This window comes from Paractinoplanes hotanensis, from assembly GCF_023717965.1.
GTDB lineage: Bacteria > Actinomycetota > Actinomycetes > Mycobacteriales > Micromonosporaceae > Actinoplanes > Actinoplanes polyasparticus.
The window spans coordinates 195516-209031 of record NZ_JAMQOL010000003.1 but is presented as its reverse complement, the minus strand read 5'-3'; the positions used below and the strand labels follow the sequence as shown (position 1 = coordinate 209031).

Annotated in this window: 12 protein-coding genes; 7 read left to right on the top strand and 5 right to left on the bottom strand. The window is 71.6% G+C overall.

Annotated features, from left to right (window positions below; translation table 11 throughout):
* Window positions 1-37: 37 nt before the first annotated feature.
* The 3 genes from LXN57_RS02805 to LXN57_RS02795 all read left to right on the top strand — a co-directional run bounded on the left by LXN57_RS02805 (window position 38) and on the right by LXN57_RS02795 (window position 2623).
* Entirely contained in the window at window positions 38-1315 is a 1278-nt protein-coding gene (locus tag LXN57_RS02805) for a hypothetical protein (protein WP_251796396.1), read from the top strand.
* 287 nt (window positions 1316-1602) lie between these two features.
* On the top strand, window positions 1603-1830 hold the full coding sequence (locus tag LXN57_RS02800; RefSeq protein WP_251796395.1) for an ATP-binding protein: 228 nt from the start codon (window positions 1603-1605) through the stop codon (window positions 1828-1830).
* Window positions 1831-1888: 58 nt separating this feature from the next.
* Window positions 1889-2623, top strand: coding sequence for an alpha/beta fold hydrolase (locus LXN57_RS02795; protein WP_251796394.1), 735 nt, complete (start codon window positions 1889-1891; stop codon window positions 2621-2623).
* A 111-nt stretch (window positions 2624-2734) separates the two neighbouring features.
* Here the strand turns inward: LXN57_RS02795 and LXN57_RS02790 are convergent, their stop codons facing one another.
* Complete coding sequence (locus LXN57_RS02790) at window positions 2735-3244, bottom strand: winged helix-turn-helix transcriptional regulator (RefSeq protein WP_251796393.1); 510 nt, start codon at window positions 3242-3244, stop codon at window positions 2735-2737.
* Between the two features lie 96 nt (window positions 3245-3340).
* Between LXN57_RS02790 and LXN57_RS02785 the strand changes: the two genes are divergently transcribed.
* Both LXN57_RS02785 and LXN57_RS02780 read left to right on the top strand, forming a co-directional pair.
* Window positions 3341-3937 (top strand): dihydrofolate reductase family protein, encoded by a 597-nt coding sequence (locus LXN57_RS02785; protein ID WP_251796392.1) that lies wholly within the window; start codon window positions 3341-3343, stop codon window positions 3935-3937.
* A gap of 3 nt (window positions 3938-3940) precedes the next feature.
* Complete coding sequence (locus LXN57_RS02780) at window positions 3941-4675, top strand: Type 1 glutamine amidotransferase-like domain-containing protein (protein ID WP_251796391.1); 735 nt, start codon at window positions 3941-3943, stop codon at window positions 4673-4675.
* Between the two features lie 71 nt (window positions 4676-4746).
* Here LXN57_RS02780 and LXN57_RS02775 read toward each other — a convergent pair whose 3' ends face one another.
* From LXN57_RS02775 to LXN57_RS02765, 3 genes are all read right to left on the bottom strand, one after another.
* Complete coding sequence (locus LXN57_RS02775; RefSeq protein ID WP_251796390.1) at window positions 4747-5043, bottom strand: hypothetical protein; 297 nt, start codon at window positions 5041-5043, stop codon at window positions 4747-4749.
* A gap of 117 nt (window positions 5044-5160) precedes the next feature.
* Window positions 5161-7443 (bottom strand): glycoside hydrolase family 9 protein, encoded by a 2283-nt coding sequence (locus LXN57_RS02770; protein WP_251796389.1) that lies wholly within the window; start codon window positions 7441-7443, stop codon window positions 5161-5163.
* A 27-nt stretch (window positions 7444-7470) separates the two neighbouring features.
* Window positions 7471-10068: a tetratricopeptide repeat protein gene (locus tag LXN57_RS02765; protein WP_251796388.1), complete on the bottom strand. Its 2598-nt coding sequence runs from the start codon at window positions 10066-10068 to the stop codon at window positions 7471-7473.
* Window positions 10069-10484: 416 nt separating this feature from the next.
* Here LXN57_RS02765 and LXN57_RS02760 point away from each other — a divergent pair, with 416 nt between their 5' ends.
* Together LXN57_RS02760 and LXN57_RS02755 are read left to right on the top strand one after the other, a co-directional pair.
* The gene (locus tag LXN57_RS02760) at window positions 10485-11033 is read left to right on the top strand and encodes an NfeD C-terminal domain-containing protein (protein ID WP_251796387.1); all 549 of its coding nucleotides are present in this window, start codon (window positions 10485-10487) and stop codon (window positions 11031-11033) included.
* On the top strand, window positions 11034-12539 hold the full coding sequence (locus LXN57_RS02755) for a flotillin family protein (RefSeq protein WP_251796386.1): 1506 nt from the start codon (window positions 11034-11036) through the stop codon (window positions 12537-12539).
* 7 nt (window positions 12540-12546) lie between these two features.
* Here the strand turns inward: LXN57_RS02755 and LXN57_RS02750 are convergent, their stop codons facing one another.
* Entirely contained in the window at window positions 12547-13512 is a 966-nt protein-coding gene (locus LXN57_RS02750; RefSeq protein ID WP_251796385.1) for a D-2-hydroxyacid dehydrogenase family protein, read from the bottom strand.
* Window positions 13513-13516 lie beyond the last annotated feature (4 nt).

The following is a 13516-nucleotide window of genomic DNA, read 5'->3' as shown; positions in this document are numbered from 1 at the left end:
GCTGTCGCGCACTGTGTCGCCGCAACGGAGGTGGAGCGTGAGGTTTTCGGCTCGAGGGCTGATCCTGGCCGTCCTCATTTCGCTCGCCGGGGCGTACGTGGGCGCCTTCGCCGCCGGGCGGATCGCGTTGGAGTACGCGCCGCCCCTGCCGTCCGGGACCGAAGCGGAGCAACTGTCGGCCGCCGCGTTCCCGGGCCTGCGGGTCTTCGGCGGCGGCGAGGCCGAGGCGATCGAGCCGTTCGGTGACGGTGAGGGCGTGAGGTACGGCTCGGTGGCCTACTGGGTCAAGCACACCGAGGCCACCCGCGACGTGGCGACCTACAGTGCCGGCGTCCGCGACCGGTTGGCGGCCGCCGGCTGGCGGATTCACGACTTCGCCGTGTCCGCGCCCGAACCCATGGTCGACGGCGGCGCCGAGTACCAGGCCGGGTTCTGGGCCACCCGGCCCGGCCTGATCCTCAACTTCAGCGACTACTACTGGACGGAACGCCCGTCCTACGACTCACCGGGTGCGGCCGCCTTCGATCTGTGGCGCGTGCCGCCCTCGTGGTCGACCGGCCTGAGCTGGGCCGGGGCGGTGGCCGGGGGTCTGGTGGCGCTGCTGCTCACCTGGTGGGTCGCTCGCACCGCCGGTCGGGCCCGGCCGTTCGTCGCCGGCGCCGCGGTTGTCGCGATCGTCTTCCTGCTGCCGAGCACGTTGCGGCCGGGTGGGGAGTCGCCCGGCGACAGCCCGTGGTGGGGCGGCTTCTACTACCTCGGCTACGGACCCGCCCTGCTGTCAGCCTGGATCGCCGGCCTGATCCTGGTGGTCACGATCGCCCAGACCCGTCCGGTCCGCGCCGCCCTGAGCTTCGGCGCCACGCAGGTACGCCGGTGGCCGAAGACCGCGGTGGCCGCCGTGGTGCTCGTCGCGCTTGCGTTCACCCTGCCCGGCCTGCTGCGGCAGAACGGCGTCAGTGGGGGCGCCGCCGACTGCCGCCCCACCGGTCTGCCGGCCGAGGCGCCCGCGGCCGAGACCCGTACGAGCAAGCACGTGAAGATCTTCGTCAACAACGCCGCCACGGAACAGGAGCGCGCCCTGATCGACGCGGCCATCTTCCGCAGCCGCTCGGGCAGCCTGGGCGAACTGATCTGGCAGCCCGACTCGGCCGGCTTCCGCGAAACCTACTGCGCGGGCGCCCCGATCCCGGAGGACGCCGTGGCCGCGCTGCCGTACTACTTCGACGTCGAGCTGGGCAATCCGGCCTACCTGCCCGCCCTCACCGAGGAGGTCACCGGTCTGGCCGGCGTGCTCGCCGTCCACCGCGCGCCGTGAGTTCGCCGGCGCTCCCTAGCAAAAATGCGGGAGGCGCGCCGGTCAACGGCACGTTTTCAGCCGAACCGCCGCCCGTTCCGCGCCGCAGGGCCGGGCCGGGATGAGCCTTCGGCGTCCAAGATCAAGACCTTTGGAGCTGTGTGAAATGTCCAGAATGATGCATTCTCTACATAGCTCCGGATGACGGCGTCGCACCCTTTCGGACGAAGGAAAAAAGCCGGGAAACCGGGTGCGCTGTGCGAAGCGCGCCGGGGCGCCCCGGTCCGACGCCGGCATCCGGAGCCAGTGTGACCGTCCTGCGGCTCCGCGTCCGCAACGCCGCTCCTGTGCGGGCTGTCGCGCGGGTGCGGGGCGGCGGCCACGGCGTCGCCGGGATGCGGGAGCGGGCGGCCGCCCTCGGTGGCACGCTCACGGCCGGGCCGGTCACGGGCGGCGGCTTCGAGATCTGCGCGGCGCTGCCGCTCGGCGCGGCCTCCGAGGTGGGGCGGCCGGCGGCCGTCAGCCGTGCCCAGTGACATTGACGACAGAGTGGATTCCCGGGGTCGGCCGCCGAACGTCTGGTAAACAACGGGTATGGCGTTCGAGTGGTCGACGGTGGGCACTGTCGTGGTCAACGGTGTCCGTCTCGGCTACCGCGAGTGCGGCGATGCGGACGGCGTGCCCGCGGTGCTGTTGCACGGCACCGGCAGCAGCGCCGGCACCTGGGACAAGCTGGCGCCCGGGCTGGTCGCCACCGGGCATCGCGTCATCGCCATCGACCTGCGCGGCCACGCCGGCAGCGAGCGCACCGCCGACTATCTGCTCGGCAGCCTGCGCGACGACGTGCTCGGCCTGCTCAACCAGTTGGAGCTGCGGGATGCCGTCCTCATCGGGCATTCCGTCGGGGCGTACGCGGCCCTGGCCGCCGCCCTGCACTCGCCGCACCTGATCGCCCGCCTGGTCCTGGAAGATCTGGCGGCGCCGCCGCGACGCGGGGGGCTGCTCCGCCTCGTGGCCGCCGCCGGTTCCGCCCTGCCCACGCGTTCCGGACGCGCGCTGGCCGTCATGAGTGCCATCGTCCTGCAGTTGGTGCGGCCCGACCCCGAGTGGTGGGCCCGGCTGAGCGGCCTGCGGCAGCCGACGCTGGTCTTCTCCGGCGGCCCGACCAGCTGCATCCCGCCCCGCCGGCTGGCCGAGATGACGGCCGCCATCCCCGGGGCCCGGCTGGCCACGATCCCGGTCGGCCACCGTGTGCACAGCCTGGCCCCGGAGGCGTTCCACGCCGAGGTCATGACCTTCCTGAGCGCCGGCGAGCCGGCACGGATGTAGGCGTCGCGGCAGCGATCGGGTACCGGCCGGACCGCAGAAGGGCCGAGGCGGGTCACGGTGGGGTGAGCGTGCCGCTACGATTTCGGGCCGGCGGAGACGGCCGAATCGGCGCTACGCCGCGTGGGGGCCGGACTTGGCCAGTTCGGCGAAGTAGGCGTCCGTCAGTTGTCCCAGCACGGACGGGGTGCCGGGCGGGCGGGCGATGCCCAGGTGCAGCTCGCGCAGCTCATCCATGAAGTCGTCCCACAACGGCTGGCCGCCGCGTTCCAGCAGTTCGGCCCGGATCGACAGCTCGCGGCTGACCGGCAGGTGGCGGCGGCCCCAGGAGCCGAGATGGGCCAGCACGGGGACCAGCTGGATGGCGGGCTCGGTGAGGCTGAGCAGGATGCGCTGCTTGTGCGAGGGATCGGGGGCCGACGTGATCATGCCGAGGCCGGTGAGCCGGGACAGCCGATCGGCCAGGATGTTGGAGGCGATGCCCTCTTCCGACTCGGTGAGCAGGGCCCGGAAGTGACGCCGGTTGCCGAACATCATGTCGCGGATGATGAGCAGCGACCACTTGTCGCCGAGCACCTCGAGAGAGAGGTTGATCGGGCACCCTGAGCGGTGTTCGACGGCCATGCGCAGACATCCTCTCCCTGAACCGCTTGCATCCTACAATCGGTTCCCCCTACGGTGCTAACCAGTTGCAGATAGCAATCGGTTAGGGGAGTAGCCATGCCGTACATCACCGCCGACATCGCCATCTCGGCCGACGGCTTCGCCACCGGCGTCAACCAGAGGCTGGAGAGGCCCTTCGGCGACGGTCCGGTCGACGAACTGCACAGGTGGATGTTCGAGACCCCCGACGAGAACGCCGCCGAACTGACCGCGATCACCGCGGCCGACGCCTTCGTCATGGGCCGCAACATGTTCAGCCCCGGCCGCGGCGCCTGGGACCTCGAATGGCGCGGTTGGTGGGGCGAAGACCCTCCGTACCACAAACCGGTCTTCGTCCTGACCCACCACGAGCGCGAAGACGTGCCCATGCAGGGCGGCACCACGTTCCACTTCGTCACCGGTGGGGTCGAGGCGGCCCTCAAGCGCGCGGTCGAGGCCAGTGACGACGGCACCATCGCGATCGCCGGCGGCGCGACCACCATGAACCAGTTCCTGGCGGCCGGCCTCATCGACGAACTGCGCCTGCACATCGCCCCGGTGATTGTCGGCGCCGGCGAGCGCCTCTTCGACGGCGTCCCGCCCCAGAAGCTGCGGCAGGTCTCGTCGCGCAGCGCGTCCCTGGTCACTCACATCACGTACAGAATCGAGCGTTGAGCGATGAAGGCACTGCTCACCTCGTCCGGGACGCTGAACCGGACGATCGAGGACGCGCTGATCGGCCTGCTGGGCAAGCCGGTCGGCGAATCGAACGCGCTGATCATTCCCACCGCCATCTATCCGTTCCCGGGCGGGCCGGGCCTGGCCTACCAGGCGGTCAGCGACGCGGCCCCGTCCCGGCTCAGCGGTCTGGGCTGGAAGTCGCTGGGCCTGCTCGAACTGTCGGTGCTGCCGAGCATCGACGAGGAGGCCTGGGTGCCGGCCGTTCGCGCGGCGGACGCCCTGCTGTTCTGGGGCGGCGACCCGCTGTTCCTGGCCGGCTGGATGCGCCGCTCCGGCCTGACCGAGCTGCTGCCGACGCTGAGTTCCGAGGCCGTGTACGTGGGGGTGAGCGCCGGAGCCATCGCGGCGGCCGCCACGTTCGTCGAGACCTACACCGAACCCCCGCGCGGAGCCGACAGCCCCCTGAAGTCGGAGGCGACCGTCTTCACCACCCCGCAGGGCGACGTCGACCGGCTGCTGGTCACGGCCGAGGGCGCCGGCCTCGTCGACTTCGGCGTGATCCCGCACCTGGAACACCCGGACCATCCCGACGCCTCCCTGCCCAACGCGGAGAAGTGGGCATCCCACATCCCGGGGCCGGTGTACGCGATCGACGATGATTCAGCGGTCGTCGTGGTCGATGGCACGGCGCGGGTTGTGTCCGAGGGGCAGTGGCGGTTGTTCGGGTCCTGACCACACGTTCCCGCTGAGCGGCCGTCGCGGGGCTGGGCTGTTGTGCCCGGCAACCCCGCGACGGCTGACGATCAGAGTGCCTGGTCGGCGGCGCCCGGCGAATCGGTGCCCGAGCCCGGGCCCGCCGAGCCGTCCTTCTCCGGGCAATCCCACTGCGTCGCCGACCCGGAGCCGGTGTCACTGCCCGTCGTCGCCGACCCGGAGCCGGTGTCACTGCCCGGCGTGGCGGCCCCACCGGTGCCGACTGTCACCTGAACGGCGGGTTCGGCCCGCTCCGGCCCGGCCGCCAGGGCACTCCCGCCGAGTCCCACTGCCACAGCGGCGGCGCCACCCGCGATCGCAAGCCCCACGATGGTTCTGGTTCGCATGCTGAACTCCCGACTCTGGTTGGTTGTCCCGTGGGTGCCAGACAACCAATCAGCCCCGAAAATCGACCGAAGCCGCCGCCCCCGTGTCACACGAGCCCGAACGTGGCACCCGCGGCCCTATGTGCAGGCGGCGCCGTTGAGGGCGAAGGACGTCGGGCGGGGGTTGGCTCCGGTGTGGGTGGCGTTGAAGCCGAAACTGACTGTCGCGCCGGGGGCCAGGCCGCCATTCCAGGACACGTTGGTTGCTGTCACCTGGGTGCCGGACTGGGTCACCGCTGCCGACCAGGACTGGCTGACGCGCTGGCCCGCCGTGTAGGGGAACGTCAGGGTCCAGCCGGTGAGCGCGGTCGGGCCGTTCGTGATGGATACCGTCGCGGTGAAGCCGTTGCTCCAGTCGGTGGTCGTGTAGGCCACCCGGCATCCCGCAGGCTGGGTCGGGGTCGGGGTCGGGGTCGGGGTGGGCGTGGGCGACGGCGAGGTGGAGGGCGTCGGTGTGGGGGACTGGGTCGCCGGGCCGGGCTCCACGCCCCACACGCGGGTGGCGCCGTCGTACAAGGGCACGGCGGGGTTCGGGCCCGCGGCGGCCTGGTAGGACGGGTCGTTGGCCGGGTTCCAGGCGCCGCCCTCGACGACGCCGATCTTGAGTTGGACCTCCATGCGGTGGGCCGACTGGCCGGCCGGGGCGATCGTGTAGCCCGTACAGTCGACCTCGACGTACCAGATGGCGCCGGAATGCTGCCTGGCCGTCGTCGGGCCCGGGCAGCCCTGGGTGTAGGGCGACGACACCGTCAGCGCCGCGTCCCCGTCGCGCGTGAAGTAGTAGCGGAACTTTCCGGCCGTCAGCGCCCGGGCCGGGAACGCCGACTTGTTGTAGACCACCGCCTTGATGCCGGTCGACCGCGTCTCGTTCTGCGTCACCGTCGTCTCGACCGACAGTTCGGGGATGTCCGGGGTCTCCGCCACCGGGAAGCCCGCGGCCGGGGTACCTCCGTACTCGCCGTACAGCCGCGCCACCGCCGACGTGAACCCGGCGTTGTAGTCCGTGGCCACCTCGTTCATCACGTAGTCGCCCCGGCTGTCGGTGTATTTGTCGTCCGGCGCCGACGGGCCGCCCACCAGCGCTCCATACAGGACATGGCGGGTCTCCGACGGCACCTGCTGGCTGTCCCACCACGACCCGTGCGCCGTCCGATGATGCGGGTTCTGCGGCGGATTGTTGCCGAACCCGATCACGTAGCTGGCGTTCCGCGGATTCGCTCCCAGCGCGTAGTCGATCTGCTTGACCGCGAAGTCGTGATACCGCTGCTTCCGGGCCGCGTCGGTGAGCGCATCGCTGTGGACCAGCGCCACGAACGCCGTGTTGGCCGCGTAGCGCAGCGCTCCCCACGTGTCCACGACGACCATTCCGCCCGGGGACGTGCGTACCTTCTCGCCGTTGACCCCCACCGTGAACCAGTCGAGCCACCGGTTCGCGTCGTCCAGGTACTTCTGCTTGCCGGTCAGCCGGGCCAGCAGCACGTAGTTGCCGTACTGCTTGTTGTCCCACGAGATTGTCCACTTGTACATCTTGGTGTTCGTCTGGTTCTCGTTGCCCTGCGCGTCGTAGCCCGCCTCGGCCTTGGCCAGATACGTCGCGTCGCCCGTCGCCCGGTGCAGCCAGATCGCGCCCCACACCAGCTCGTCGGCATAGCCGCTCCACGACCGGTAGAAGGCCGTCGCGTCGGTGATGCACTCGTGATAGCTCTTCCGCACGGTGTCGGCGAACGTGTAGAGCTGCTTGGCATGGGTCAGAAGCGTTTCCGCGTACGCCGGGTCGGTCGGCCGGAAGACCAGTGAACTCGCGGCCATCGCGGCTGCCGTCTCCGCTGCCAGTTCGGTTCCGCCGCACGAGGCGTCGATCTTGTACGCCGGACGCGCCATCGGCAGCACCTCGGCCGGCCCCCACCACTTGTGGTCGTCGTCGCCCTTGCCCACCTGTCCGTAGAGCACGCCGGCCGACGGGTGCGCCTTGATGAAGTAGTCGTTGGGCACCCGCAGGTTGTTCAGCAGGTGGGTCAACTGCCCCGAATCCGCGTACGCGGCCCGGTTCTCGACCGCGCCCCAGGCCAGCATCGTCGTCGTGAACGCCATCGGCAGCCCGAACTTGACGTGGTCGCCGGCGTCGAACCAGCCGCCGGACAGGTCGAGCCCCACGTCCGAGCCGTCGCGCAGCGCCGAGTCGCCCCGCCACGAGACCCGGTTCCAGGCCGGCTTCTTGCCCGACACCTGTGCTTCGTAGAAGAACAGCGACTTCTGGAGCGCTTCCCCGTAGCTGTAGGCGGGCGCGGCGGCCGCACCGGCGGGCGCCGCGAGCCAGACGAGACCGAGGACGAGGACGGCCAACAGGGCGCGCAGTTTCATGGGCACCTCCGGTATTGACCCTCATCGTTACATGGGAGCGCTCCCAGCGTCCAGCTCGGCCAACCGATCCCGTACGGCAGCGGCTTCCGCCGGGTCGAACTCGGCGTACAGGGCCAGGGCATGCTCATAGTGAGCCCGCGCCGGTGAAGGGGCGTCCAGGGCCTGATGCGCCCGGCCGAGCCCGGCCGAGGCCTCCGCCTGCTGACTCCGTACCCCCAATTTGTCGGCCAGTTCGCGGGCCGCAGTGAAATGAACCAGAGCGTCCGCCGGCCGGGAGGCAGCGAGCATGGCCGCCCCCAGCCCGTTGCGCACGTGGGTCTCGCCGTCCTGGTCGCCGATCTCGCGCACGATGACCAGCGCCTGATCGTGATAGTCGACGGCCTGCCCGGGCTGATTCATCCGGGTGTGCAGCAGGCCGAGACTGTCCAGAACGGTCGCCTCGCCGGCCCGGCTGCCGAGCTGCCGGAAGATCGCGAGCGCCTCGCGCAGGTGCTCGCCCGCCGACTCGTGATGGCCCGACGTCAGCTCGACCGAGCCCAGCGTGTTCAGCACGAACGCCGTCCCGTGCTCGTTGCCGCTCTGGCGGGCCAGTGTCAGCGCCGCCCGGCAGTAGTCGATGGCTTCGACGAACCGGCTCGTCCGCTCCATGGCGGTGCCGAGAACGTTCAGGCTCTGCGCCTCGCCCGACCGGTCGCCGGCCTGCCGGAAGAACGCCAGCGCCCGTTCCCAGTGGTCGATCGCGGTCTCGTACTCGCCCGAGCGGTCGGCCAGCATGCCCAGGTTGTGCAGGGCCACGGCCTGCCCGACCGGGTCGCCGACCTGGCGGAACAGGTCGTTGGCGTCGCGCATCAGGCCGGCGCCGCGCCCGGTCTCGCCCATCCGCAGGTGGACGACGGCCATGCCGACCATCGCGTGCCCCTGCCCGGCCAGGTCGCCGCTGTCCCGGCCGGCGTCGAGGGCGTGGCCGTGCACGGTCAGCGCGTCGTTGTTGTCGCTGCCCTGCAGGTAGCGGTAGAGGATCCGGGCCAGCCGGGTGGTGTGCCCGGGCCAGCCGTTCCCGGCCGTGTGGGCGGCCACGGCGACCAGGGTCGGGCGCTCGGTGTCGAGCCAGGCTGCGGCATGCGCGGGGTCCGACAGGTCGGGGGTGGGAGTGTCCGCGGGCTCGACGGACGGCCGGCGGCGCGCCTCGGCCGGGTGCAGCGTGTTCATGGCCGCCGCGGCCGCCCCGAGGTAGTAGTCGAAGAGCCGGGTCAGGGCTTCCCTCCGTACGGGCGGGGGGTCTTGATCCTGGGCCCGGGTGGCCGCATAGGCGCGGACGAGGTCGTGGAACGTGTAGCGACCCGGACCGGCCGGCTGCAGCAAGTGGTCCTGACCGAGCCGGTCGAGCAGAGCCCGCGTGGCAGCCTGCCCGGCGCCGGCCAGCGCGGCCGCGGCGTACACGTCGAAATCCTGCCCGGGATGCAGCGCGGCCAGCCGGAAGAGCCGCTGCTGGTCGTGGGGCAGGCCCTGGTACGACAGGTCGAGGGCCAGCTCGACGCCCGAGTCGAGCCGCCGGTCGCGGTGCCGCTCGTCGAGCCGGTCGGCGTGGTCGGTCAGCGTCCAGCCCGGGGTGCCGAGGATGTGCCCGGCGATCAGGCTCAGCGCCAGCGGCAGGTGCCCCGCGCGCCGGGCGATCCGGCCCGCCGCGTCCGGATCGGCGCCGGTGGGCAGGCCGGCCAGCGTGCTCGTCAGGAACGCCAGCGCCTCGTCGGGAGTGAAGGCGTCGACCGCGAGCTGGGTGGCCGGCTTCAGGTCGGCGAGGTTGCGGCGGCTCGTGACCAGGGTGAGACAGCCCGCCACGGCCGGCAGCAGCGGGCGTACCTGATCGGCCGTGGCCGCGTTGTCGAGCACCACCAGTGTCCGGGTGCCGGCGAGCCGGTCGCGGTAGGCGGCGGCGCGGGCCTCGAGACCGTGCGGGATCTGCTGTCCCGGCACGCCGAGCAGGCGCAGGAACCCGTCCAGCACGGCGCCCGGGTCGGCCGGCGGCTGCGAACTGTCCGGATGGAAGCCGCGCAGGTTGACGAACAGCACCCGGTCGGCCGCCTTCTCGCGCACCAGACGGTGCCCGGCGTGCACGGCCAGCTGGGTCTTGCCGACGCCGGCCATGCCCTCGATCGCCGAGATCACCACCGCGTCCCCGGCCCGCATGGCCGAGCGCAACTCGTCGAGCTCGCCGGCCCGGCCGGTGAACGAGTCGAGGTCCGGCGGCAGCGAGTCCTGCACCCGCACCTGGGCCACCGGCTCGGCCTCGCCGCCGACCACGCGCAGCGCCTGGGCCCACTGGTTCACGTAGCCGATCTCGGGGTGCAGCGCCTCGACCACGGCGATGACCAGATCGGTGTTGAACCGGCGGCGCCCCGGCGTGAAGATGCTGGCCACGGTCGAGCGCCGGGCCAGCTCGCTCGCCGGCCGCCCCGCCGCGGTCCAGGCGGCATTCACCCGGTCCTTGATCATTTCGTACGAGGGATCGCCCGCCCACACCTTGAGCAGGCGCAACCGCTCCACGAGGTCGCCCGACGAGCCGGCCTGGGCCGGATCGGGCAACTCGGCGAAGGCCCCCGCGGGCGCCTGTTCCTGCGACGGCATCGCTCACTCCCCAGTCAGCGCTCGACGATCGAAGATCCTCGACGCTAGGCCACCGCCGATCGCCGTCCAAATTCGTCCAGACTTCGGACGCGCCGCCGCCGGAGGCCGGAGACTCATCCGCAGAGCTTGCTCAACGACGAGCGGCACTGGCCACGGGGGTCGGGGAACTCAGAGTCCCCGGCAGGCCAGTCACAGACGATCGGCCCCGGCGGCCTCCCAAGCACAGGCCGGGGCCGATCGCTCCGTTTCCGGCCAAAGTTGCGTCGGTTCTTGCGTCGAAAAGGAGCGCACCGCCCGGTGCCGGGTATCCACCGGCGGCGTGCTGCGGTCGCCGATCCGACGACGACGTCGTCCCATCTTCACTGGCGTCGATGCACTACCCTGACCTCGGCGTTCGGAGCGGGGGAGGCGGGTTGATGGCGACGGCGACCGTGATCTTTCTGGTGATCGGCGCTGTCGGTGTCGCGGTGCTCGCGCTCGCTCTGCTCGGTGGCGAGCTGATGAGTTTCCTGCACTTCGGTGACGGGCCGGTCTCGCTCGAGGTCGTCGCCGGATTCCTCGGCGCTTTCGGCTTCGCCGGGGCCATCGCGGCCGAACTGCTGGGCGCCGGCACGTCCGGGGCGATCGCCGCGGCCTCCGCCATCGGGCTGGTCGCCGCCGTGCCCACGGCCTGGTTCGCCCTGCGGCTGTCGCGGGCCGCGCGCACCATGCACACCGATGCCACCCCGCGCCGCCAGGATCTGGTCGGCAGCCTCGGCGTGATCGTCACTTCCGTACCGGCCGGAACGGGTTACGGCGAAGTGCGCATCATGCTCGGCGGGCAGCCGATCAAGCTGTACGCGCGCTCGGACCACGCCATCGCGGCCGGCGCGCATGTCTTCGTGGTCGAGGCGCCGTCCGACACCAGTGTCGTCGTCGAGGAAACGCTCCGGGTCGACGAGACCCCTCACCCTGGAAAGGTATAGATGTCCCCTCTGCTCATCGCTGTCGGCGGTGCCGTTCTTCTTGTCATCCTGATCATCCTGTTCGTGCTGTCCCGCATCAAGGTGGCCGGTCCGAACGAGGCCTTCATCATCACCGGTCGCAAGGGCCGCACGACCCAGTCGGCCGACGGCACCAGCAGCACCGACATGTCCGGCCAGAAGGTGGTCATGGGCGCGTCGGTGTTCGTCCTGCCGGTCGTTCAGAAGCTGCAGTCGCTCGACCTGTCCAGCCGCCGCATCGACGTCAGCATCCGGGGCGCGGTGTCGAAGCAGGGCATCCGGGCCGAGCTGCACGGCGTGGCGATCGTCAAGGTCGGCGGCAACGAGGGCGCGATCCGAGCCGCCGCCCAGCGTTTCCTGCACCAGCAGGCCGAGATCGAGGAGTTCACCCGCGAGGTGCTGGCGGGCGCGCTGCGCTCGATCGTCGGCCGGCTCACGATCGAGGAGATAATCCGCGACCGGGCCGCCTTCGCCAGCGCGGTGGCCGAGGAGGCCGAGCACTCGATGACCAACCAGGGTCTGGTGCTCGACGCGTTCCAGCTGCAGGACATCGTGGCCGAGGGCTCGTACCTGCAGGACCTGGGTCGTCCCGAGGCGGCCCGCGTGCTCAAGGACGCGGCCATCGCCGAGGCCCGGGCCCGGCAGCAGGCCGAGCAGGAGCGCCTGCTGGCCGAGGAGGCCATCGCCGAGGCGCAGCGCAACCTGTCGCTCAAGCAGGCCGGCATCCAGGCCGAGATCGACGCGGCCAAGGCGCGGTCGGCCGCGGCCGGCCCGCTGGCCCAGGCCGAGCGCGACCAGGCCATCCTGGCCGAGCAGCAGAAGGTGGCCGAGCAGAACGCCGAGCTCAAGCAGCGTCAGCTCGACACCGAGGTACGCAAGCCGGCCGACGCCCAGCGCTACAAGGTCGAGCAGGAGGCGGAAGCGTCCCGCGCCGCCGCGGTGCTCGGCGCCGACGCGCAGCGACAGGCCACCATCGCGGCCGCGCAGGCGCAGGCCGAGCAGTCCCGCCTGACCGGTGAGGGCGAGCGGGCCCGCCGGGCCGCGCTGGCCGAGGCCAACGCGATCGAGGGCGCCAAGGAGGGCGAGGCCGAGCAGCGGCGTCGTACCGCGATCGCCGAGGCGATCGAGCGTGAGGGCGCGGCCGAGGCCGCGGCCATCCTGGCCAAGGGTGGCGCCGAGGCCGAGGCGATGGCCCGCAAGGCCGAGGCGTTCGCCGCCTACGGCGAGGCCGCCGTGCTCGACCTGCTGGTCCGCGTGCTGCCGCAGGTCGTCGAGGCCGCCGCGGCCCCGATGGGCTCGATCGACAAGATGACGGTCATCTCCACCGACGGCGCCTCGTCGCTGACCAAGTCGGTCGCCAACAACGTGGCCCAGGGCCTGCAGCTGGGCACCGACCTGACCGGCATCGACCTGTCCGCCCTGCTCGGCAAGCTGGGCGCGGCCAAGGCCGTGAACGGCACGACGCCCGAGATCGAAAAGGAACACTGATCCGCGGTCAGGCCGGCGGCGCCAGCACCCGTACCGGCGCGCCGGCCTGCCACGCGGCGATGTCCTCGACGACCTGCTGATACATGCCGCGCAGGCTGGCTTCGGTGACGTAGCCGAGGTGCGGCAACAGCACCGTCCGGGGCGCGCCGCGCAGCGGGTTGCCCGGCGGCAGCGGCTCGACGTTGTAGACGTCCAGCCCGGCGCCCGCGATCGAGCCCGCGATCAGCGCCGCGACCAGCGCCGCCTCGTCGACGATCGGCCCGCGGGACGTGTTGACCAGCACCGCGGACGGCTTCATGGCGGCGAACTCGGCCGCGCCGATCAGGCCGGTGGTCCGTTCGCTGAGCTTGAGGTGGACGGTCAGCACGTCGCTGCCGGCGAACAGCTCGTCCCGCGACACCAGCGTCGCACCCGCCTCGGCCGCCCGCTCCGCGGTGAGGTTCTCGCTCCAGGCGATCACCCGCATGTCGAAGGCCTGCCCGATCCGCGCCACCTGCGTACCCATCCGTCCCAGCCCCAGCACGCCCAGGGTGCTGCCGGCGAGGTCGGTGCCGACGGTGATCTGCCAGCGCCCGTCGCGCAGGGCCCTGTCCTCGGTCACCACGTGCCGCCGGCAGGCCAGGATCAACGCCCAGGTGAGCTCGGCCGTGTTCGAGCTCTTCGTGTTGCCGTACATGGTCGTTCCGCTGATCGTGACCCCGTGCGCGGCGGCCGCCGCGAAGTCGACGGCCGCGTTGGCCATGCCCGTGGTGACCAGCAGCCGCAGCTGGGGCAGCCGCTCGAACACCTCGGCCGGAAACGCCGTGCGCTCCCGCATCGCCACCACAACCTCGGCATCCCGCAGCGCCGCGACCAGCGCGTCCCGGTCGGCGATGTGCTCGTGCACCACCTCGACGTCGGCCTCCGGCAGCGAGTCGAAGTCTCCGTACGCCCGGGCCACCCGCTGATAGTCGTCCAGCACCACGATCTTCATGCCC

Coding starts and splice junctions, on each gene's coding strand:
- LXN57_RS02795 (WP_251796394.1), top strand. CDS start 1,889: ATGGCGTTCGAGTGGTCGACGGTGGGCACTGTCGTGGTCAACGGTGTC.
- LXN57_RS02790 (WP_251796393.1), bottom strand. CDS start 3,244: ATGGCCGTCGAACACCGCTCAGGGTGCCCGATCAACCTCTCTCTCGAG.
- LXN57_RS02785 (WP_251796392.1), top strand. CDS start 3,341: ATGCCGTACATCACCGCCGACATCGCCATCTCGGCCGACGGCTTCGCC.
- LXN57_RS02780 (WP_251796391.1), top strand. CDS start 3,941: ATGAAGGCACTGCTCACCTCGTCCGGGACGCTGAACCGGACGATCGAG.
- LXN57_RS02775 (WP_251796390.1), bottom strand. CDS start 5,043: ATGCGAACCAGAACCATCGTGGGGCTTGCGATCGCGGGTGGCGCCGCC.
- LXN57_RS02770 (WP_251796389.1), bottom strand. CDS start 7,443: ATGAAACTGCGCGCCCTGTTGGCCGTCCTCGTCCTCGGTCTCGTCTGG.
- LXN57_RS02765 (WP_251796388.1), bottom strand. CDS start 10,068: ATGCCGTCGCAGGAACAGGCGCCCGCGGGGGCCTTCGCCGAGTTGCCC.
- LXN57_RS02760 (WP_251796387.1), top strand. CDS start 10,485: ATGGCGACGGCGACCGTGATCTTTCTGGTGATCGGCGCTGTCGGTGTC.
- LXN57_RS02755 (WP_251796386.1), top strand. CDS start 11,034: ATGTCCCCTCTGCTCATCGCTGTCGGCGGTGCCGTTCTTCTTGTCATC.
- LXN57_RS02750 (WP_251796385.1), bottom strand. CDS start 13,512: ATGAAGATCGTGGTGCTGGACGACTATCAGCGGGTGGCCCGGGCGTAC.